The sequence below is a fragment of the Ciceribacter thiooxidans genome (genome assembly GCF_014126615.1).
In the GTDB taxonomy this organism is placed as follows: domain Bacteria; phylum Pseudomonadota; class Alphaproteobacteria; order Rhizobiales; family Rhizobiaceae; genus Allorhizobium; species Allorhizobium thiooxidans.
Window position 1 is genome coordinate 54,343 of record NZ_CP059897.1, and the last position, 21,546, is coordinate 75,888.

The following is a 21,546-nucleotide window of genomic DNA, read 5'->3' on the forward strand; positions in this document are numbered from 1 at the left end:
AATGATCACCCGCAGAGACCTGCTCACCGCCGCCGCTGGCGCTGGCGCCTTCGTGGCGCTGGCACCCAGCTTTGCCTTCAGCCAGGAAATCACCGAGAGAACCGTCTTCTTCGACCCGGACGCGCCGGTGCTCGGCAATCCCAAGGGCGACGTCACCGTGGTGGAATTCTTCGATTATCAATGCCCATACTGCAAGAAGATCCACCCCACGGTGGAGAAGGTCATCAAGGAAGACGGCAATGTCCGTCTGGTCATGAAGGATTGGCCGGTCTTCGGCGATGCGTCGATTTTCGCCGCCCAGGCCGTTCTGGGCGCTGCGCAGATCGGCAAATACGAGGTTGCGATGGAAGCGCTGATGAAGACGGCCGGCAGACTGACGAATGACGATGTCGACGAGGTTCTGACGGGCGCCGGCCTGTCGATGAAGGAGATCGCCGCCTCGGTGAACAAGCATACGAGCAAGATCTCCAGCCTGCTCGACCGCAACTACAACCAGGCGCTGGCCTTCAATTTCGTCGGCACGCCCTCATTCGTTATCGGACGCACAACCTTCGGCGGCGTTCTCGACGAAAAGGGCCTCAAGGCGGCGATCGCCGAAGCGCGGGCAGCAAAGGCTGGATGACCTCATCGACCGCGAACCTTGTCAAGGCGGCCACCGGCAATGAGGCCCAGCGTGGTCACACTCAGATCTCATGGGTCAAGGTGACGGATTTCAGGTGAACGCACGAGCGGTCCGGCGTCAGGTGCCCGGCGCTCGTCCGGGCTCCACCGTCTCTTCAATTCACGCCACCGTCCGTCCCCGCCTGAGACCCGCCACCTGCCGGTCGTTGCGGCTACGCATTCTTCGCTCCGCCACGAGAGAGGGTGCCCACCGACGAAACTTACGCCTGCCGCCTCACCGAGACGAGCAACATCATCGGCCTTTCGAGTTCCTCTTGAAGACCCAGGTTTTCCCTTATCTGCTCGCTTGTCGGCGCGAACTCACTCACCGCCTCGATGGCGAACCCAGCGCCTATCAATGCGTTCAACGTGGTTGCAATGGTGCGGTGATGCTTCACTACTCCCGCCGCAAGCCAGTTCGTGCGGCGCTCTCCTTCCAGCGCATAGCGGTTGACCGGCCATGTCTTTCGCCCATCCTCATCCACGATCCAGTGCGGATCTGCGGCGGCCATGAAGATGGGATGCTCGATCGAGAAGACGAAATGACTGCCCGGCATAAGCGCTCGATAGACCATTCGTGCAAGGCGGGCAAAATCCCGAATGTAATGGAAGGTCAGGGAACTGAAGGCGAAATCGAAGGCTCCAACCGGCAGCTCAATTGTCTCGATGTCGGCAATTCGATAGTCGATTGCCGGGTCGGTGGTCGTTTCCCGTGCCCGCAGAATCATATTCCGGGAAAGATCGACACCCAGAACCGAGCGGGCGCCGTGTTCGCGCAGCCATCGGGAGACCCAGCCGAAGCCGCAGCCAAGGTCGAGGGCACGTCGGTCTGTCACATCGGGAAACATCGCGCATAGTGCCGGCCACTCGGGAGCGCCGGCAAGGCCATGAACCTGCCGCGGGAGCTGACTGTAGCCTGAAAAGAAGTTGGGATCGTCGTAGATATTCTGTGCCATTTGATAGTCCATCCATGGTTAAGCGGACGAGGCACAGGTCATGCGAAAGGCCTCGTCCACGAGTGGCGAGGCCAGAGGATCGTTACCGCAGTCGTATCAATGCGATCGAGATCCCCGCATCCCGCCTGTTGGGATGCGGGCGAAACGGGAGACGATATGAGTATCCTCTTCGACCATGACGGGATTCTGTTTTAGCGATACCGGATTGTCAAGCTCACGACACCGCCAATCCCGTAACGGCATGGCCGCGGTCGTTGAGTCTCGCGGACCGACTACGTCTCCCGAATGCCTTGAGCGGAATCTACTCGTTGGCTATAGCTCTCCTCCCGATCCACTCGCTCAACGTCCCGAACCCATCATTGCATTTTCCGAAATAAATATTTACTAAAACAATGTCGAAAGCTGCGGGTCGGCGAGAGACAGAACACCCGAAAAGAACGGAATGACGGGATGGTAACGATCAAGGAAATCGCCAAGGCCGTGGGCGTCTCCTCCGCGACCGTGTCGCGGGTGCTGAATTACGACCCTGCCCTGTCGATTTCTCCCGCCAAGCGGCAGGCGATCGTCGAAACGGCGGAGGCGTTGAACTACGAGACGCCGCGCAACCGCAACAAGACCACGAGCCAGACGGCACCAAGCCTGCTCACCAAACTCGTCATCGTGCATTTCCTCGAGCCGTCCGACGAAATTGCCGACCCCTACTATATCGGCGTACGACTGGGGATCGAGACGCGCTGCCGCGATCTCAGGACGGAGATCGTCAAGGTCTTTCATTCCGATGCTCTGCCCGAGGCTGACCTCCTGGCGAGTGCATCAGGCGTAATCGTCATCGGCAAGCATTCCGACAACGAGATCGCCTGGCTGAGGCAGCATGCGCGGCACCTCGTCTTTGCCGACTTCGACCCGAAGGACGATGGACTCGACAGCGTCTTCTCCGACGTGGAACTCGCAACGACGAAGGTTCTGGACGGCCTCACGGCCGCAGGATACCGCCGCATCGGCTTCATCGGGAGCCATGAGAAGCTCAACGAAAGTGTACAACGCTTCGCAGAAAAGCGTTGTGCGGCCTATATAGACTGGCAGAGAAAAAACGGCACTTTCGAGCCCGACCTACTTGCGCTCGCCGACTGTTCGACCGGACAGAGCCTGCGGCTGGAAACCGGCTATCGTCTCGCTCGCGAGCTGCTCGCACTGGCCCAGCGGCCGGAGGTCATCGTAACCTCCAACGACAACATGGCGATCGGCGCCTACCGGGCGCTCCAGGAGGCAGGACTTTCCATTCCGAACGACATCGCCGTCGTCTCGTTCAACGACATCCCAGTCGCCCAGTTCCTCACCCCACCGCTCACCACCGTTCGCATCCACAGTGAGCACATTGGCGAGACCGCCGTCGACCTGCTGCTCGAACGCCTTTCCGGACGCAATTACGGCAAGCAGGTGCGCATCGCGACCGAGCTGATCTGGCGCGACAGCTGCCGCAAGCCAGGGTGAACCCGGGCGATTTGTGCCATTCGCTGCCGAGATAAATATTTACTAAATTTTCCTTGCACGGACCTCCGATTTCGGTAAATCTTGCGCTGACGGCAGAGAGGGAACCTGCCGCATCGGTTTCTTGGGAGGAAACAATGGACAACAGGACGATTCTGTCTCGCTTTGCGGCCGGCGCACTTGCCGGCGCAAGCCTTCTCGCATCGACCGCAGCATTCGCCGGCGAGATCACCATCTGGTGTTGGGACCCGAACTTCAACGTCGCGATCATGAAGGAAGCGGGCGCCCGCTACACCGCAAAGCACCCCGAAACCACCTTCAACGTCGTCGACTTCGCCAAGGCCGACGTCGAGCAGAAGCTGCAGACGGCGCTCTCCTCCGGCACTACCGACGCGCTGCCGGATATCGTCCTGATTGAGGATTACGGCGCACAGAAATACCTGCAATCCTTTCCCGGCGCCTTTGCCGCCCTTTCGGACAAGATCGACTACTCCGGCTTCGCCCCCTACAAGGTTCAGCTGATGACGCTCGACGGCGCGGTCTACGGCGTGCCCTTTGATTCCGGCGTCACCGGTCTTTATTACCGCAAGGATTATCTCGAACAGGCAGGCTTCAAGCCGGAGGACATGCAGGATCTCACCTGGGACCGCTTCATCGAGATCGGCAAGGCTGTCGAGGAGAAGACCGGCAAGAAGATGCTCGGCCTCGACGTCAATGATGCGGGCTTCGTGCGTATCCTGATGCAGTCGGCCGGCAGCTGGTATTTCGAGAAGGACGGCAATCTCTCAATCGAAGGCAACGCCGCGCTGAAGGCCGCGCTCGAAACCGAGCAGAAGATCCTGCAGGCCAATCTCCACAAGCCCGCCGCCGGCTGGACGGAGTGGGTCTCGACCTTCACCTCCGGCGATGTCGCAACCGTCACCACCGGCGTCTGGATCACCGGCACGGTCAAGGCCCAGGCCGACCAGGCCGGCAAGTGGGGCGTCGCTCCCATCCCGAAGCTCAATGTCGAGGGCACTTCGAATGCCTCCAACCTCGGCGGCTCCAGCTGGTATGTCATCGACAGCTCGGCAGAAAAAGACGAAGCGATCGACTTCCTCAACGAGATCTATGCCAAGGACGTCGACTTCTACCAGAAGATCCTGACCGAACGTGGCGCCGTCGGTTCGCTCCTTGCCGCCCGTACAGGCCCGGCCTACGGCGAGGCCGATGCGTTCTTCGGCGGCGAGAAGGTCTGGCAGAATTTCTCCGACTGGCTCGCGAAGGTTCCCTCCGTCAATTACGGCATCTTCACCAACGAGGTGGATACGGCCGTAACCGCCCACCTTCCCGATCTTGCCAGTGGTGCCGATGTCGACGAGGTCCTGAAGGCCATCCAGAGCCAGGCCGAGGGCCAGATCCAGTAATTCCTCCCCGGCGGGCGGCGGACACCGCCCCACCTTCCGGAACGTCCCTTCCCTCGCGAAGGGATGTTCCGGCCCTTGTTCCTGGCGATGAAGGTATTCCCATGGCTGCCGGAAAAGCAGGCGGATTGAAACGCTATCACGATCTGAACGGCTGGCTGTTCATCGCCCCGTCGATCCTGCTCATCTCGATCTTTCTCGTCTATCCGATCCTGCGCTCGCTTTATCTGTCCTTCTTCTCCGGGAAGGGCATGATGATGAAGTTTGCCGGTTTCGGAAACGTGGTCCGGCTTTCGAACGATCCCGTCTTCCTTCAGGCGCTCACCAATACGATCACCTTCTTCGTGGTGCAGGTGCCGATCATGATCGTGCTGGCGCTGCTGCTCGCCGCCGTGCTCAACAACGACCGCCTGAAGTTCATCGGCTTCTTCCGCACCGCGATCTTCCTGCCCTGCGTCGCCTCGCTGGTTGCCTATTCCGTGCTCTTCAAGAGCATGTTTTCCGTCGACGGGGTCGTGAACCAGGCACTGCTGGCCCTTCACCTGACCGACGCACCGATCGGCTGGCTGACCGAGCCCTTCTGGGCAAAGGTGCTGGTGATCCTCGCCATCACCTGGCGCTGGACGGGCTACAACATGATCTTCTATCTCGCGGCGCTGCAGAACATCGACAGGTCGATTTACGAGGCGGCTCGGATCGACGGCGTGCCGGCCTGGGCCCGCTTCGTCTATATCACCGTGCCGATGCTGAAACCGGTGATCCTCTTCACGACGATCATCTCGACGATCGGCACGATCCAGCTCTTCGACGAGGTCTACAACTTGACCGAGGGCCGTGGCAGTCCGGCAAACGCGACGCTGACGCTCTCGCTCTACATCTACAATCTCACCTTCCGCTTCATGCCGAGCTTCGGCTACGCGGCGACGATCTCCTATGTCATCGTCATCATGGTGGCGCTCTTCTCCTTCCTGCAGTTCTATGCCGCGAGGGACCGTTCATGAACGCCTCGCGCCTCACTGCAGCCACGCTGCAATACGTCTTTCTCGGCGTCGCCGCCTTTCTCTCGCTCTTCCCGTTCTTCTGGATGGTAATCAGCGCGACCAACACGTCGATCGACATCATCGGCGGCAAAACGAGTTTCGGTGGCGCGTTCGGGACGAACGTCACGAACTTCTTCACGCTGGTCGACGTGCCGCTCGTCTTCTGGAACTCGGCCAAGGTGGCTGTCCTCGCCACGCTTTCCACCATCATCGTCTCGTCGCTGGCCGGTTACGGCTTCGAGATGTTCAAGTCCAAGGCGCGCGACCGGATCTATTCGCTTGTGCTGCTGACGCTGATGGTGCCCTTTGCGGCGCTGATGATCCCGCTCTTCATGATGATGGCCAAAACCGGCCTCATCAACACCCATGTCGCGATCGTACTGCCGACAGTCGCCTCCGCTTTCATCATCTTCTACTTCCGCCAGTCGACCAAGGCCTTCCCGACGGAGCTGCGCGACGCGGCAAAGGTGGACGGCCTCAAGGAGTGGCAGATCTTTCTCTATATCTACGTGCCGGTGATGCGCTCCACTTACGCGGCCGCCCTCGTCATCGTCTTCATGACGAACTGGAACAGCTATCTCTGGCCGCTGATCGTGCTGCAATCGAACGAAACCAAGACGATCACCCTCGTCGTGTCCTCGCTCGCCTCGGCCTATTACCCCGACTACGGCGTGGTCATGATCGGCACGATCCTCGCCACGCTTCCCACCCTGATCATCTTCTTCCTCATGCAGCGCCAGTTCGTGCAGGGCATGCTGGGCTCAGTGAAATAGGAATATCGGTCCATGCGCATCATCGAGAATTTCAACGGCAACTGGCTCTTTCGCCACGGCTTCGAGCCGGCACGCGTCTCCGCCCTGCAGGAGGGCGAGACCGTTCGTCTGCCGCACAGCGCCGTCGAACTGCCGTACAACTATTTCGACGAGACCGAATACCAGAAGCCGTTCACCTACCAGAAGGTCCTCGCCTGGCGACGTGAATTCGAGGGCCGCGAGGTCTCGCTGGTCTTCGATGCCGCCATGGCCGACAGCGTCGTCTATCTGAACGGGCGCGAGATCGTCACCCACAAGGACGGCTACACACCCTTCGAGGCGCGGCTCACCTCCCACCTCGTGCCCGGCGACAACCTGATCACCGTCAAGGTCGACGGCTCGGAGAACCCCGAAATCCCGCCCTTCGGCGGCCAGATCGATTATCTCTGCTATGCGGGCATCTACCGTGACGTCTGGCTGAAGGTCGCAAGCCCCGTCTCGATCGGAAACGTCAAGATCGAGACACCCGATGCGCTCGCGGAAAAGAAGAGCGTCACCGCACGCGTCTTCCTAGCCAACCCGGAAGAACGGAACTTCTCAGGTAAACTAATCGCGACCATCGCCGACGCGAGCGGAACCAAGGTTGCGTCTGCGTCTGCAGCGCTCGATGGCAGGGAGGCAATCCTCAGCTTCTCCGATCTCGACGGTGTTGTACTCTGGGACATCGACAATCCGGCACTCTACACGCTCTCCCTGTCGATCGAGACAGAGCATGGCAGCGACACAGTCACGCAGCGCTTCGGCTTCCGCACTGCGCTTTTCACCCCGGAGGGTTTCCTGCTCAACGGCAAGCCGCTCAAGCTTCGCGGCCTCAACCGCCATCAGTCCTGGCCGCACACGGGCTATGCCATGGGCCGGCGCGGACAGGAGAAGGATGCAGACATCCTGAAGCACCAGCTTGCCTGCAATATCGTGCGCACCTCGCACTATCCGCAGTCGAAGTGGTTCCTCGACCGCTGCGACGAGATCGGCCTCCTCGTCTTCGAGGAAATCCCCGGCTGGCAGCATATCGGCGGCAAGGCCTGGCAGCAGGAATCGATCGAGAACGTCCGCCGCATGATCGAACGCGACTGGAACCATCCGTCGATCATCATCTGGGGCGTGCGGATCAACGAGAGCCAGGACAATCACGACTTCTACGCCGAGACGAACCGGCTCGCCCGCGAACTCGACCCAACGCGCCAGACCGGCGGCGTGCGCTTCATCACCAATTCGGAACTGCTCGAAGACGTCTACACAATGAACGACTTCATCCTCGGCAACGAGGAACTGCCCGGCAACAACCGCGGGCGCGTCGTCCTGCGCGACAGGGTGGAGACGACCGGCATCACCAGGCCGATACCCTACATGATCACCGAATATAACGGCCACATGTACCCGACCAAGCGCTTCGACCAAGAGCAACGCCAGGCCGAGCATGTGACCCGTCACCTTCTGGTGCTCAACGCAGCCGCAGGCGACGGCAACATCGCCGGCTCCACCGGTTGGTGCATGTTCGACTACAACACCCACAAGGATTTCGGTTCGGGCGACCGCATCTGCTATCACGGCGTCCTCGACATGTACCGCATCCCGAAACTCGCGGCCTATGCCTATGCGAGCCAGGGCGATCCGGCAGACAACGTCGTGCTGCAGCCGGTCACCTTCTGGGCGCGCGGAGAACGCAATATCGGCGGCGTGCTGCCGCTGATCGTCCTCACCAATTGCGACTATGTCGACGTCAAGTTCGGCGAATGGCCGGCAAAGCGGATCTATCCCGACCGGGAAAATTATCCGCATCTTCCTCACCCGCCGGTCGTCCTCGACCTGCGGACCGTCACGCAGGAGGAATTCGGCTCCTGGGGCCGCGTCTGGCGCGAGGGAACGATCACCGGCTATCTCGACGGCAAGGTGGTCGAGACGCTGGTTCTGCCTGCCGATCCGGTTCCGACGACCCTGGAGGTCAAGGCGGACGACACGGAGCTCCGCGCCGGTGAAAAGGATGCGGTGCGCGTCGTCGTGCGCGCCCTGGACCAGTGTGGCAACCTGCTTCCCTATTTCGAGGAGCCGGTCTCGCTTGCCCTTTCGGGTCCGGGCCGCATCATCGGCCCCGCGGACCATACGTTGAAGGGCGGTGCCACCGGGTTCTGGGTAGAAGCCGGCGACGAGCAAGGCAGCATCGAACTTGTCGTCGCGAGCCGCCGCTTCGTCCCTCAATCCGTCACCTTCACCGTCAGCTGAGGTCCCGTCATGGCCGATGTTCGCCTCACCGACATACGCAAGCGCTTCGGCGCCCTCGAAATCATCAAGGGCGTCGACCTGACGATCGGCGCGGGCGAATTCGTCGTCTTCGTCGGGCCGTCGGGCTGTGGCAAGTCGACGTTGCTGCGCATGATCGCGGGGCTCGAGGACATCACCTCCGGCGAACTGACGATCGGCGACGCGGCGATGAACAATGTCGATCCGTCGAAGCGCGGCATCGCCATGGTCTTCCAGTCCTACGCGCTCTACCCGCATATGACGGTTCGCGAGAACATGGGCTTTGCCCTGAAATTCGCCGGCATGGACAGGCAGGAGATCGACCGGCGCGTCGACGACGCGGCCCGCATTCTCGAGCTCGACCCCCTGATGGAGCGGAAACCAAAGGCGCTCTCCGGCGGCCAGCGCCAGCGCGTTGCGATCGGTCGCGCCATCGTCCGCCACCCGGACGTCTTCCTCTTCGACGAGCCGCTCTCCAACCTCGATGCGGAACTTCGCGTGCACATGCGCGTCGAGATCGCGAAGCTGCACAAGGCATTGAAGTCGACCGTCATCTACGTCACCCACGACCAGGTTGAGGCGATGACGCTCGCAGACAAGATCGTTGTCCTGCGCGCCGGTGTCGTCGAACAGGTGGGCGCGCCGCTCGAACTCTATGACGATCCTGCCAACACCTTCGTCGCCGGTTTCATCGGCTCTCCACGAATGAACTTCCTGAAAGGCCAGGTCGCTGCGACTGGAAACGGCCATGTGACGGTTGCGCTTGCAAGCCGACCCGATATGCGGCTCGACTTTCCCGTCGGCGCAGGCGTGGTTGCCGTCGGCGAGGCGGTGAGCCTCGGTATTCGGCCGGAGCATTTTCTTCCCGCCGGCGAAGGCGATGCCGACCTGACGATCGATGTCGACGTGGCCGAGCATCTCGGCAATACGAGCTACATCTATGCCGATCTTTTGCCTGACGAGCGCATCATCGTCGAGCAGGAAGGGTTTCGGTTTGAAGAGGACTGCAGCCAACTGACAGTGGGTCTCGACCTCGGTAAGTGTTTCCTCTTCGACGCGAGTGGAGTGCGAATTCGGTGAGTCTCATGTCCGGACCGAAAAAGCAAAACCCACCTCTTTGGGCGGTTCGTTCTCCCGGCCTTGCACGATCGCCATGCCTTTTGTTCGAGTCGACGGAGTACCCTTCGAATTTGGTCGTTCATCAGGTTTCGCCACATCAACTTCTAGTTTTACGATGACCACGCTCGAGATGACGAAGACACCGTTAGAGGTCCAACCAGCCAAGGGAGCAATGCATCTTCCCATTAAAGCGTTTGAGATGTACCATACTCGCGGATGAGAGAGACGGATGCGACTATCGAGTGCAGTCCTCTGATGCCGGTTCCTGGACCGCACAATTTGGAATGTCGGCGCAACGCTTGATGGGGTTGGGTAGGGATCCCCTGCTTGTAGTCGACTTTTTCGTTTCCACTCTTCGGCAGGCGAGAAAGGAGACGTTCGATGGCGGCTTCGGCGATCCAATCTCCCATCGGCGATGCGTCGAAGGGCGAGGTGCCCGGCAGGTACTACATCGTTTCCGGCCGAGTAATCCTGGAAAATGGTACAGGCATCGGCGGATTGATCGTTGAAGCGCTCGACGTGCGAAGAAGCGATGAGCTGGTCCGGCTGGGGTCGTCTTCGGTCGAGGCTTCGGGTGCTTTCACCATCCCTCTTCCGGTTGAATGCGGGGCCGCCAGCCGCTCGCTCGATCTTCAGTTGCGTCTCTACGCACCCGACCGCCCGAACGTTCCACGGCAGCAACGGCTGCTGTTTGAGACGGAAGTTCGCGAAAATGCGGCGCCACGAGAATACTTTCTGATCGAGCTGTCACAAGAGTTACTCGCGAAGGTCAGCGTCACCACACACCAGTCAGAACGGAGGCCCCGGTTGGACGCCGCGGCCGAGCGCCGGCAACGTGCTGCCATGCGCAAGGCGGAGGAAGAGGTGTTCGACGAACAACTGACCGACATCAAGGCTCGGCGCGACCTGTTCCGCGACAAGGTCGCCCCGGCGCTATCGAAGGGTCTCTCGACGGTTACACCGGCGGAGCGCACGCGCGGCCGCTTCGCGGCAGCACCGGAAATCATTCCGGACGTGGCCGAAAAGGTGCTGAAGACTGATCTCGGTGTGCTTTTGGGCAAGCTGGAACCTGAGGTCGGCGAGAAAATGGCGGCAGAGCGCACGGCGCGGCTGGTGCTCACGAAAGAACAAATTGCCAAGCTCCCCGGCGGCGGCAACCAGGAGGCGCTGTTGACCGAGGCAGAACTCGAGGATCTGCTCGGGATCTCCCTCGACAAACCCGCCTCGATCTTCCGCCGCTTGCCGGTGGACGACCCATGCCGGCCGAAGACAGAGGCCGAGGCGTGCCTCGCAGATCACGATCAAGGGCATGAGGACGACGAGGAAGAGCCGGCAACCGGCGGTGTCGGCGCCGAACCACACGAGCCCGAGAACGGGGAGGAAAGCTCGCCCGCCTACGACAGTCGCCGGGCGATCAGCGAATTGATGGAACGGCAAGCCTCGCCGGAGGACGGCTTGATCTTCGGTCCTGACTCGACAGGCAAGGACCAGTTACTCGAACCCGTCCTAACCGCCGAAGGCGTCTCAAGCGCCCTGGCCAAGCTAACATTTGCGCCAGGCCCGGCCGAGGTCCCGTCGGTTCATTTCTTCAACGACTTGCAGGTCGCGTTCGAGCCGATCTGGCAGGAGGCGCTAGACGACCGCTTCTTGAAAGACGCAGAGGCGGCTTATGATAAATTTGTGGAACGCGGCGGTGCGCCGGCCGTCAAGCGTTTTTGGGGGCTATTCTCAGGAATCTTCGATGCCAACCTGTTCCTCAACGAGTTGCTCGATATCGGCACAGTTGCCGATACCGGTTATGACGAAGTGTCGAGCGCGGTAATCATCACACGAGAAGAATGGGCCGCGCTGCCTCAGCCGGCTCGAACGCATCTCAAGCGGATCGCCGGCGAGATTTTGCAGCTGCGTGGCGACATCATCGACAGCATCGACGGCAGCCGCGACCTCTTTGACCTGCTGATCGGAAAGTTGACCACGTCGTCGCTGGTCCAGGCGGGCCTAACTCCCTTCCTACGGCCTGAGACGCTGGAGCTTCGCGCCAAGCTCCAACTCATGAAAGCAGATGCCGATGCTATCGTCTCTTTAGCGAGACGGCTGGTGCTCGAGGCAGAGTCGACTCGGCCGTTCCGCCCGACCCACACCATCATTGAAGAGCTGAAGGCCCAGCACAGCCGGGCTTACCCATTCCGCCACTTTGCGGCGAGCCAACAGCACCGAAGCGTCAATTTCGGTGTGCTCGTCACGTATAAGCAGGTCTGGACCCTAAAGGCTTACCAGGTAGGCGAACTGGTCAGTGCGATCCCGCTGGCACCCGAGGAGGAACGCAGATATACGCGCCGAACGGCCCGCAAGACTCGGCGCGCCATTCAGGAAGTCGAATCGCGCTTTGAGCGCCGCACCGGCGAGACACAGTCAACCTCGCGGGTGGAATCCGAGATTCTCCAGCGCGCCACAGCCAAGACCAATTTCGCCATGACTTCGACTGGCGCCGTGAGCTACGGCGCCGGTGCGGGCGGCGGCGGCGGCGGCGAGCAGTCCAGCGGTGGCGGGATGGGGATAAGCGGGTCTAGCACCACTACTTTCAGCCGAGACGTAGAAAAGCACTCGAGTTCGGTCAAAAAGGAGTTCAACGAGGCAATTCGAAAGGCGACGGAGGAGGTCAAGAACGAGCTGAAGACCGAAATCTCCACCGAGGAAACGTTCGAAGAGGAGGTAACGCAGTCCGGGATCATGAAGAACCCGAACAACCAGATCGCCTGCACCTACCTGTTCTACAAGCTCGAGCGTCGGATCGGGATCGAGGAAAAGCTCCATGCCTTGCAGTCGGTCGTGTTTGTGGCAATGGAGGTGCCCAAACCGAGTGAGATCAACCATACTTGGTTGATCAGGCACGATTGGATCCTAAGTCGGGTATTGCTCGATCCGTCCTATGCGCCGGCATTGGGCTATGTCTCGACCACATTGATCAGCGATGATGTTGCGCTTCGCGAGATGCGCGAGGCGTTGTTTCGTCAGCGCAAACTGGTCGAGGAACTAAAGCAGGATCTCGCTGAACGCCGTGCACTTGCTGGGTTGCGTTATGCCGCCCTTCAAAAACAAATCGAACGCACCGCCAAGTCCTCGGAGGGAGGAGGCGGTATTCTGGGCGATATCGTCGGAGCGGTGGGTGACATCGCAGGAGGCGTGCCTATTGTCGGCGGGCTTGTCGAGGGCGCCCTTGACATGATCACGGGCGAGGGCGAAGCCAACCAAGCTGATCAGTTGCGCGAGGGTGCAGCCCGCGATGCATACGAGCGTGAGCAACAGGAGGGACAGGATCTTGCGTCACGCGTCCTCGGTGCCATCTCCACGTTGGAATCGATGCAGAACGATTACACCGACCGCCTGTCTCGGCACCTCTCCCAACTCGGCCAGGTGCATCGGCTAATTGACCATGTCTGGCAGAACATCCTTTATTACATGCAGGCGATCTGGTCGCATATTCCGGACGATCAACTCTTCTTGCAACTCAAGGACGTGCCGGTCCCGGTTTTCCTGAAGGATAAGACGAGGCCAATAAGGGTCAATCCCACGGTTCTCGCAGCCGCCACTGACATCGCCGCAGTAGAGACGAGATGGGTCCATGCGACCGGCGGGCTTGGCGTCAGCAAGCCCCCGATCGAGGAGGCGGACAAGATCAAGACTGTTCCTCTGTCGCAGGTGGCCAACATCTATAAGCGCTTGGGCGCGTGGTGTAACTACCTCGTTTTCCCAATGGACAAAGCGAACCCACTCACCGATTTCATGATGGAGCCTTACGTCAAGCTTGCAGAAGGAGAATATGGCGTGTCCGATCCCGACCCGATCGGCAACATGACCCTTGAGGAGTTCGCCGACTATGTGTGTTGCCTGAAAAAGCACTACCAGCACGAAGGCCATCCCGAAACCTTCGACGAGCTAAAGCCCGAGTTGCGCGAAGCGTTGAAGAAGCTGCTCCAGTCATCCCGGCGGAACGAGGACATTGTTATCCCGTGCGACGACGGGCTCTATATCGAAGTCTTGCCCGGGACCCATTCAGCGATGGAGCAGTTCAAGCAATTGCATCGCATCATCGACGTGAAGAGTGCCCAGGAGGACCTCAGGATCAAGGGGCTCAACGCTATTCGCCGGGCTGAGATGATCATCAAGGACGACCTCGGCGACCCGGACATCGAGGCGGTCAAGAACGTCTACTATCACGGACCCGCGCCGCACGATGGCGAGGAATGATCCTGGTCAATCGCCATGATCCGTGGTTGGAGGTGCGGATGAAAGCGCTACCCAATGCCAGGCAATGTGTCGAAGAGCACTGAGTGGTCCGCTGCCTACGCCAAGGCCACGAGCGCGGCTACCTTGCCTTCCGAAAAGGAACTCATACGTCTCCTGGCGCTTCCGATCCATGCAAACGACCGAGCAGGAATCAGCAAGCGCGTGCATGACTTTCAGACCCTGGTAGCGGGTGCCCCGGGTGGTGACCTGAAGCAGATCGCAGCAAAGCTCGGCGACAGCAAATCCGGCCTCAGTCGGCTCCTCAAGCTCGAACTGAGTACATCGCTAAGCAATGACCTGCTGACCCGTATACACAATCGAATCGGGCGCAACGACGCTGGGCTCAACTCAGGCGGGCGCGGTCTCGGTACGTCCTCAGCGCCGAGCCGCGGAGTTCGCAAGGCCCGGCCCGGCGCGGCGGCGCCTCCACCTAAGACAGTCCCGAGGAGGCCTGACGTTTCGGTTAGTGTCGGCCCGATCGAGATCGGCGCACCAGTACCCGACGACGCAGGAAATCATCTCATCGTCATCTCCGGGTCGATTCAGGACAAGCCTGAGGCGATGAGGGTGATCGCCGAGCACCTATCAAAAGAGCTTAGGAAGACGAACGCCAAGGCCAAGGTCGAGACGACGCAATTGCCCGACACCACGGGAAAGATCCAGCCTACAATCAAGGTCTCCAATGTCGGCGGATACGAGCTCTGGCTTGGGATCGCTGCGGTTCAAGGCACCTACCTTCGCGACCTCAACGCCAACACGGTGTCGCAGGAGCGGTACGGCGAGATGCAGGCGGCCAGAGCCTGGGCGGGAGTCTTCCAAAAGCTCGGCAATCTATACAACCCAGTCCCGTTCACGGAGTTCAACGACCAAGGCTTTGAATTCACCGGATTTAACAGTCCGCTCGATGCGCTTTCGCTGATCAGGGGCGTCAAGGATATTCGCAAGCTCAAGGGGGAGGGCAAAATCGTCCGTAAAGCACTGGGCGGTCTGGCGGACGTGGCCGTCGACCTCAAGAAGGTCTCCGCTTTGCTGAAGAAGGGCCTCGACGTCAATGCCTGGGAAAGGGCGATCGGCAAACTCAACGCAGCAGAGACGACTCTTCTCAGAAAAATGGCAGAGGGGCACGCCGAAGTTTTGCAAGCGATCAAGGCCGGGCAAAGGCAGAAGGCATATAACCTTGTGAAGAAATGGCGAGAGCCGGCTCGGAAACTCTACAACAAAGTGCGGGATCTCTATTGGGAGGATCCCAAGGTCAGGCAGCAATGGAAAGACGCTGGCGCAGACATGAGCAAGAACGCTCCGACTTTCCTTGTTGAGAAAATCGAAAACGGGAAGAAGACGATTTCGACGCAGGCCGTCACGCTGGAGCACAAGACGCGGGTGAACGACAACCCCTTCCTCGCAGTTTCCGAAAAGAACCTCGTTAAATCGTTCGGATATGAAAACTCTGTCATCCTTGAAGACATCCGTCGTATTGAGCGCGGTACCAATACGGTATGGTCGTCCTCGGATGCGATCGAGTTGTTGGTCAGAACGATAGAGCTGGAAACCAAATAGGATATCTTCATTGTGCCTGTACCTGTTTTGCGATCCTCGATGCCGTAAGCGCCGGACTAACTGGTCGTCTTGAACCAAGCACGCTCCGGATGTTCGGCGTCGTGCTCGAACAGTTCGAGTGGCTCTATACTGGCCGCCATTATGCTTTGAAGCGATCAAACGCGGTAAGCCGCCTAATCGGGGGATCGGCCTCTTCCCATCGATAAATTTCCGAGCGCAAATAGCGAAGTTCGTCGTCGAGACTTTCTTCTGCAATCTCAGCCCACCAGGATTTTGGGCGACCATCGCTGCCATCCGACCAGCGATATCCACGTGCTTTCAGGTGCTCCTTCATCTCGAATGGACTGTTTTCGGCAAATATTCGGAAACGAGTACGCTGGCTGGCTTGGTAGAGTTCGGCAAACGGCGTTTGTCCGCCAACGGTACCAGCTCCTGCCAGAACTTTGAGCAGAGCAAAACAATCATCGACTGCTCGATGCCCCTCGTGAAAATAGCCCGCCTGCCCGATCAAGTATCCAAGCTTGGTTCCTTCGAAGCCACGTGATACCCAATCGATTTCCGAAACCGAGCAGGCCCACGCCTTGCCGTCGAATATGGGCGAAAAGGCCTCGCAGAATGGCCGATCGAATCCCGCATTGTGGGCGATGACGAGATCGGCGCCGTCAAGGAGTGCGCGCAGTCGACTTAGGTCGATGGTCTGACCGATCACCATTTCGTCGGTTATGCCGGTCAGGCGCGTGACCTCTTCGGGAATCGGAATGCTCGGCTGCTGGAGCGCCCCGTAGACGCTGATGATATCGCCAATATTGCCGAGATCATCGAAGGTGAAGGCAACAGTGCCGATCTCGATGATTTCGTCCTTGCGATGGTTGAGGCCGGTCGTTTCGGTGTCGAGAACGACGCCCTTCAGCGGAAACCCCGGGGCGCGCCGTTGCCGTGACTGTCCGGGGCTCAAGCTTTTTCAGGATACGATATCGGCCGGTGGCCTGAAGCTGCCGAACCATGTCGTCCTCACTCAAGGCAGGAGATGGCTGGCGCTTCGGGAGCAATGAAGTAGTGGCCTTCGCGGAAGCCGCCTCGCGTGAAACAAATAGATCGAACTGCTGCGTCACGCGTTTCTCACGCTCACCTCAAAACGAACTCTCCAGACTGCATTGTACGGAAAATCGGTATAAACCATTCGCTCGGACAAATCAGGAGCAAACATGGAAACCGTAGAAATCAACAACCGCAGCGACTTCGCCTTATGGGCAATCGAGCGGGCGCGAGAAATCGTAACGTCCGAAGGAGCCGCTTTTGCGATGGCCGCTCGCGAGATGGACGAGGAGGCGCTTGTGAGTACGGCGACCGCGGTTGGCAAAGCCATCAGTGACGCGATGTTGGAAGTATTTGATGGCCTGATAGATGAATAGCGCTGGGTGTGCGAGCCAAACGCAAGCGAACGCCTTCAATCCCTTTTGTTCAGCAAACCTTGTTTGCGGCCTAAGAGAAGAGACAAGCGCTACCTCTGGCTTCCCGCCTGCAAGAGCCTGTCATAGCGCTTTACTTCCGTGAGGACCTCGTTGAGACGCTCGATCCCCCGGGCCTGGAGGACCTGCTTGAGCTTGAGGAAAACCTCAGCCGTAGCCAGGGTGTCGCCCATCGCCGTATGACGCTGGCTCGACGGAAGGTCGACTCCGAGCCGGTTCACCAGATCGTCAAGCGTATGATTTTCGCTGAGCCCGAAGACGGCCGCCGACAGTAGCACCGTGTCGAGGATCGGATTGACGAACCGGATGCCGAGCTCCGCTTCCCGTCGCGAAAGAAAGGCCATGTCGAAGGGCGCATTATGGGCGACGATAACGGCGCCCTCGGCGAAACTATGAAATCGCTCGACCGCTTCCTGGACGCTGATGGCGTCGGCGACCATGGCATCGGTCACACCATGGATCGCTGAGGACGCGCGCGGGATAGGACGCCCCGGGTTGACGAGCAGATCGAGGGCCTCGCCCGGGACACGCCTGCCGTTGACGATCCGCACGGCGGCAATCTGGACGATCTCGTCGCCGCGTTCGGGGAAGAGACCAGTCGTCTCGGTATCGAAGACAACATAGGCGAGATCGTCAATGCGTGCCTCTGCCATCCGCTCCGACTGCTCGCGCGACAGCAGATCGAAATCATAGACCACCGAGAAGGGTGTGTCGGCGGGAGTCGCTTCACGTTGCTGGATCGGTCGCAGGAAGAGGCTGACCGAGGCATTATCTTTCTCCCCACCCGGTGCAAGTGTCGTCGCATGCGCGGCCAGGATCGCATTTGCCGAGAGCCCGCCCGGGCTTCCATCCACCGGTTCGGCGAGCCAACGCTCCAGCTCGCTCTCGGCGAGCGCTCGCCCCTGCCAGCCGAGACGGATCTCGGCTGCATCGCCAACCTCGCGAATTACCAGCCGAAGCTCCCCGGCATTGGCCTCGGCCGCTACCTTCCGGGCGATATGGTCAAGCAGCGAGACCATGTCGAAGGCATTGCAGCGGAACGCAAGAGCGCTTGCATCAACAGCAAAGGGAATGTCGTCAGACGACAGCAGCCTGTGAAGGCTCGCCGCCAGTTCTCGGGCGTCGACCGGTGCCATAGGCCAACCGTCGACACGACAGCTGTCGAACCGGCTCGCGAGATCGGCAAGGTTCGCATCAAGCCACTCAATTTCATCCTTCATCGCTGCCAGCGAAAGCGTTCCGTCGTCGTCGGCTCCAATTCGGGCCGCAAGCGCCCTGACGGTCGGGCCAACCCGCTCGAATATCTCGCTCAGCAACGCGTCGCGCCGTGCATAGGCTTCGACCTCTCCCGTTACATCGCGCAGCGTCATGACATAGGCCGCGGCGTCCCCGCCGTTGTCGCGGGCAAGTCGCATCCGCCCGGCCAGGCGCCTGGAGCCGCAGGGGCTGTTGCAGACGAACTCAACGATGGAGCCCGGCAGCGCCGATTCGAGCAGGCGCTGATGCACCTGGCGAATGGCGCCATCGTTCAGATAATCGAAGAGGTTCTTTCCGAGACAGACTGGGGTCTTCGGCCCGGACAACATCCGGTGGGCCACACTGTTATAGAAGACGATGTGATGCCGACCGGTGCACAGGAGCACAGCGGGCGGCACATCGGATAGCAGGTGTTCGAGCTTGTTCTTGTCCGATGCAAGTCGGGCCGTTTCCCGCGCCACTGTCTCGGCAAGCGAATTGCGGTTCTTCGAAAGCGTCTCCGTGGCCGAGGCCGCGGCCTCAGCCAGATCACCCAAATACCGTGCCTGAGCCGCGTCGATTTCGTCGGCAACATCCGCGTGCGTGCGCACGCGCAAGGCCCAGGCCAGTTGCTCCATGGGACGCGCCAGATACGTATCGAACAGGAGCCAGATGCCGGCAACGAGCGCGACGATGCCAAAGACGGCGACCACCGCGACCTGGACAAAGGCATTGAGCATATCGGGGCTGCCCTGCCGGTGATATCCGAACCACAGGCCGATGCCGAGCGCCGCAACCGAGCCGAACGCAATAGCGACGAAGAAAAGAAGAACGCGGCCGCGCAGTCCGATTCTCATGATCACTGCCGTATCAACTCCGTTTGCAGGCGATGCCCAGAAGTGGATCGCCAGGCGGCAGATCCGTCCAGGTCACTCCGCTGATCGTGCCGTCTTCGGCAACCTTTACATCTTCCCCCATGAGATCCGCTCGCCGACCGCCGGCGCAGTCAAACAGGACCTTGATCCGCGCAGTCGGTTCCCAGCGCGCCACGAGCAAGAGATCGACCATCACCTGATCGGGCAGTTTGGGATGGCGCTGCACGGTTCTCGTGTCGACGGCGCTGTATCGCGTCACCACCGGACGATAGTAGGACCACGGCCTCCAGAAAGAACGTTGCTCATTGTTCCAGGCGACGATCACTCCGGCGGGCTGCGTTGCAACATTGCGCTCGAACCAGCTGTACTCGCTCCAGATCGCATAACTCAGCATGCCGAGACCCGCCGCCGCAGGCACGATCCATTTCGGCAGGAGGCCACGGCTGATCCAGCGCAACCCCATTGCAACGCCAGCCACCGCCACACCTGCCACGACAGCCGCAATCAACTCGAAAAACACGATAGTAGATCCTTTATGCGGGCGCTCGTCCGCTGTTGGCGAGCGCCGATTGCATTGTTCTGACAACGACGAACGCATCCCGCAGATGGGAGCGCTCGAAGTCTCCGAGGTCGTAGGGCGCGAGATAGTTGTCCGGTTTGAGGCCCGCCTTAACCTGGTTCTTCTGGTTACGCAGTCTCATTTCGGCGATCAGGTCATAGGCGGCAATCAGGTCGCGTGCACCCGCGTTGGAGATGACGCCGCTTGCCTCGGCCGCCAACAGCCTGGCACGCGTATTGACCGGCGGTAACCGCGCCATGAGGCTGTAGACCCGCCCCAGATCGACGACCGGCACGACGCCGTTGTGCTTCATGTCGATTTGGTTGCGATGATCTCCGCTCCGGATCGTGGCAAAGCCACGCAAAAGGCCGAGGGGCGGCGCGTGCTTCAGCGAATTGCTGACCATATGGGCAACGAAGATCGAATTGCGACTGGCCCTGTCGAGAACCTCCGCCTGCAGATCATGGAACAGTGTTCCCGTGCCAGCTATGGGTCTCAAATCAAACATCACACTTGCGAGCATCTGCGCCATGGGTTCCGGAGCCTCGACCCAGCCGAAGAAATAGCCCCGCCATACATGCACCGGCTGGCACCAGCGTGGATTGGTCGCCATCATGTCGCCGGGGCAATAGACATAGCCGCACGCATCGAGACCGTCGCTGACCCGGCGGGCAAGCTTCTCGAACCACGGCCGCTGGCTCTCGACGAAACTGTCGTCGATAAAGATGCAGTTGTCCTGATCGCTGACGCCCGTCTGCTCCTGGCGCCCCTGGCTGCCGCAGGCAAGCCAGAGATAGGGGACCGGCGGAGGACCAAGCTCGCGTTCGGCGAGCACGATCAGACGACGGGTCACTGCATCCGCGACATCCGTAATCAGGCGTGTCACTACCTCATGGGCCTGGTTCCCGCCGACCAACTGCGCCAGAAGTTGTGGGATGCGGTCGGTGATCTGGCGCAATTCGGACACGTGTTCGGCAGCTGCGATCTCGCCGATCATCAGAGCCGACGTTCTCGCCTGAAAGCGAGTCAGGTCGGTCTGTGTGACGATCCCCTCCAAACGATCGCCGTTCACCACCGGCAGGTGTCCGACGCCATGCTCCAGCATGAAATTGAGCACATCCGAACCGAGAGCGTCTTCGGTCAGCCCGAGCGGCTGTCGCGTCATCACCGCCGAGACGGGTGTCGTGGCCGGATCAAGGCCCTCGGCGACGACCCGCGACGCGAGGTCACGGGTGGTGATGAGACCGACAAAACGATCCTTCTCCACCACTCCGAGGCTGGAGACCTTCCGGTCCCGCATGACTTCGGCGGCCTGACGGACGCTGTCTTCAGGCGAACAGACGAGCGCCGGCTTAGACATGAGGTCGCCGATCTTGCGCAGCGCCATTTCGCTACGCCTGACGTCGGCGAGCCGACCGCGGGTAAAGAACCGGGCGTAGACCGGCTGCTCGCTCATCAACCGCTTGAATTCGCCCGCCGGCAGGATCAGCAGGAGAAGATCTGTCAGCGCCCATGCGCTGGTCACGGCGCGCCCGTCGACCATCAGTCCACGTTCACCGAAGGAATTGCGGGGGGAAAGCTGCGAGATGACGGTGCCGGACGAATCCCTTACCTCGACGCTGCCATCCATCACCAGGAAAAGGCCGGGTAGATGCTCACCCTGGGCATACACTTCCGCGCCGGCTGTCAGCTTCTTGCAAATAAAGCATCCGGCGACACGCTCGAGTTCAGCACGCGGCAGGCTGTCGTAGGGGTGAACGGTCTCGAGAAACTTCAGGATATCAGAGGTGGCTGCAGCCATCAGGACCCCAACGGACCGGTCGTGCGGTCGAACCTTGGTTGAGGAA

The 21,546-nt window shown here is 60.3% G+C and carries 14 protein-coding genes and 1 pseudogene; 10 read left to right on the plus strand and 5 right to left on the minus strand.

Annotated elements, in window-relative coordinates:
• The first annotated feature begins 1 nt into the window (after position 1).
• Positions 2–622, plus strand: coding sequence for a DsbA family protein (locus H4I97_RS18320; RefSeq protein WP_182308313.1), 621 nt, complete (start codon positions 2–4; stop codon positions 620–622).
• Between the two features lie 259 nt (positions 623–881).
• Here H4I97_RS18320 and H4I97_RS18325 read toward each other — a convergent pair whose 3' ends face one another.
• Positions 882–1,616, minus strand: coding sequence for a class I SAM-dependent methyltransferase (locus H4I97_RS18325; RefSeq protein ID WP_182308314.1), 735 nt, complete (start codon positions 1,614–1,616; stop codon positions 882–884).
• A gap of 450 nt (positions 1,617–2,066) precedes the next feature.
• On the opposite strand from H4I97_RS18325, the gene H4I97_RS18330 reads away from it, so the two are divergent.
• The 8 genes from H4I97_RS18330 to H4I97_RS18365 all read left to right on the plus strand — a co-directional run bounded on the left by H4I97_RS18330 (position 2,067) and on the right by H4I97_RS18365 (position 15,560).
• Positions 2,067–3,107 (plus strand): LacI family DNA-binding transcriptional regulator, encoded by a 1,041-nt coding sequence (locus H4I97_RS18330; RefSeq protein ID WP_182308315.1) that lies wholly within the window; start codon positions 2,067–2,069, stop codon positions 3,105–3,107.
• A gap of 134 nt (positions 3,108–3,241) precedes the next feature.
• Positions 3,242–4,510 carry an extracellular solute-binding protein gene (locus H4I97_RS18335; RefSeq protein ID WP_182308316.1) on the plus strand — a complete coding sequence of 423 codons (1,269 nt, stop codon included), beginning with the start codon at positions 3,242–3,244 and terminating at the stop codon, positions 4,508–4,510.
• 101 nt (positions 4,511–4,611) lie between these two features.
• Positions 4,612–5,508, plus strand: a complete 897-nt coding sequence (locus tag H4I97_RS18340; RefSeq protein WP_182308317.1) for a carbohydrate ABC transporter permease — start codon at positions 4,612–4,614, stop codon at positions 5,506–5,508.
• Positions 5,505–6,320: a carbohydrate ABC transporter permease gene (locus H4I97_RS18345; RefSeq protein ID WP_182308318.1), complete on the plus strand. Its 816-nt coding sequence runs from the start codon at positions 5,505–5,507 to the stop codon at positions 6,318–6,320. The genes H4I97_RS18340 and H4I97_RS18345 overlap by 4 nt, the downstream gene beginning before the upstream one ends.
• A 12-nt stretch (positions 6,321–6,332) precedes the next feature.
• Positions 6,333–8,579 (plus strand): glycoside hydrolase family 2 protein, encoded by a 2,247-nt coding sequence (locus H4I97_RS18350; protein ID WP_182308319.1) that lies wholly within the window; start codon positions 6,333–6,335, stop codon positions 8,577–8,579.
• 9 nt (positions 8,580–8,588) lie between these two features.
• Positions 8,589–9,677 carry an ABC transporter ATP-binding protein gene (locus H4I97_RS18355; RefSeq protein ID WP_182308320.1) on the plus strand — a complete coding sequence of 363 codons (1,089 nt, stop codon included), beginning with the start codon at positions 8,589–8,591 and terminating at the stop codon, positions 9,675–9,677.
• 420 nt (positions 9,678–10,097) lie between these two features.
• A complete protein-coding gene (locus tag H4I97_RS18360) occupies positions 10,098–13,964 on the plus strand; it encodes a hypothetical protein (RefSeq protein WP_182308321.1) in 3,867 nt (1,288 codons plus the stop codon).
• A 54-nt stretch (positions 13,965–14,018) separates the two neighbouring features.
• Positions 14,019–15,560: a hypothetical protein gene (locus tag H4I97_RS18365; protein WP_182308322.1), complete on the plus strand. Its 1,542-nt coding sequence runs from the start codon at positions 14,019–14,021 to the stop codon at positions 15,558–15,560.
• Positions 15,561–15,699: 139 nt separating this feature from the next.
• Here H4I97_RS18365 and H4I97_RS18370 read toward each other — a convergent pair.
• Positions 15,700–16,672, minus strand: a pseudogene (locus tag H4I97_RS18370) (3'-5' exonuclease).
• A gap of 93 nt (positions 16,673–16,765) precedes the next feature.
• On the opposite strand from H4I97_RS18370, the gene H4I97_RS18375 reads away from it, so the two are divergent.
• Entirely contained in the window at positions 16,766–16,972 is a 207-nt protein-coding gene (locus tag H4I97_RS18375) for a hypothetical protein (RefSeq protein WP_182308323.1), read from the plus strand.
• 89 nt (positions 16,973–17,061) lie between these two features.
• Here the strand turns inward: H4I97_RS18375 and H4I97_RS18380 are convergent, their stop codons facing one another.
• From H4I97_RS18380 to H4I97_RS18390, 3 genes are read right to left on the minus strand one after another with little or no spacing between them, the layout of a single operon-like run.
• Positions 17,062–19,122 carry a 3'-5' exonuclease gene (locus H4I97_RS18380; protein WP_244658921.1) on the minus strand — a complete coding sequence of 687 codons (2,061 nt, stop codon included), beginning with the start codon at positions 19,120–19,122 and terminating at the stop codon, positions 17,062–17,064.
• 13 nt (positions 19,123–19,135) lie between these two features.
• Complete coding sequence (locus H4I97_RS18385; protein ID WP_182308325.1) at positions 19,136–19,660, minus strand: hypothetical protein; 525 nt, start codon at positions 19,658–19,660, stop codon at positions 19,136–19,138.
• A gap of 13 nt (positions 19,661–19,673) precedes the next feature.
• On the minus strand, positions 19,674–21,500 hold the full coding sequence (locus tag H4I97_RS18390; protein ID WP_182308326.1) for a DUF294 nucleotidyltransferase-like domain-containing protein: 1,827 nt from the start codon (positions 21,498–21,500) through the stop codon (positions 19,674–19,676).
• Positions 21,501–21,546 lie beyond the last annotated feature (46 nt).

Coding starts and splice junctions, on each gene's coding strand:
- H4I97_RS18345 (WP_182308318.1), top strand. CDS start 5,505: ATGAACGCCTCGCGCCTCACTGCAGCCACGCTGCAATACGTCTTTCTC.
- H4I97_RS18330 (WP_182308315.1), top strand. CDS start 2,067: ATGGTAACGATCAAGGAAATCGCCAAGGCCGTGGGCGTCTCCTCCGCG.
- H4I97_RS18360 (WP_182308321.1), top strand. CDS start 10,098: ATGGCGGCTTCGGCGATCCAATCTCCCATCGGCGATGCGTCGAAGGGC.
- H4I97_RS18320 (WP_182308313.1), top strand. CDS start 2: ATGATCACCCGCAGAGACCTGCTCACCGCCGCCGCTGGCGCTGGCGCC.
- H4I97_RS18375 (WP_182308323.1), top strand. CDS start 16,766: ATGGAAACCGTAGAAATCAACAACCGCAGCGACTTCGCCTTATGGGCA.
- H4I97_RS18325 (WP_182308314.1), bottom strand. CDS start 1,616: ATGGCACAGAATATCTACGACGATCCCAACTTCTTTTCAGGCTACAGT.
- H4I97_RS18340 (WP_182308317.1), top strand. CDS start 4,612: ATGGCTGCCGGAAAAGCAGGCGGATTGAAACGCTATCACGATCTGAAC.
- H4I97_RS18355 (WP_182308320.1), top strand. CDS start 8,589: ATGGCCGATGTTCGCCTCACCGACATACGCAAGCGCTTCGGCGCCCTC.
- H4I97_RS18365 (WP_182308322.1), top strand. CDS start 14,019: ATGCCAGGCAATGTGTCGAAGAGCACTGAGTGGTCCGCTGCCTACGCC.
- H4I97_RS18390 (WP_182308326.1), bottom strand. CDS start 21,500: ATGGCTGCAGCCACCTCTGATATCCTGAAGTTTCTCGAGACCGTTCAC.
- H4I97_RS18380 (WP_244658921.1), bottom strand. CDS start 19,122: ATGAGAATCGGACTGCGCGGCCGCGTTCTTCTTTTCTTCGTCGCTATT.
- H4I97_RS18350 (WP_182308319.1), top strand. CDS start 6,333: ATGCGCATCATCGAGAATTTCAACGGCAACTGGCTCTTTCGCCACGGC.
- H4I97_RS18335 (WP_182308316.1), top strand. CDS start 3,242: ATGGACAACAGGACGATTCTGTCTCGCTTTGCGGCCGGCGCACTTGCC.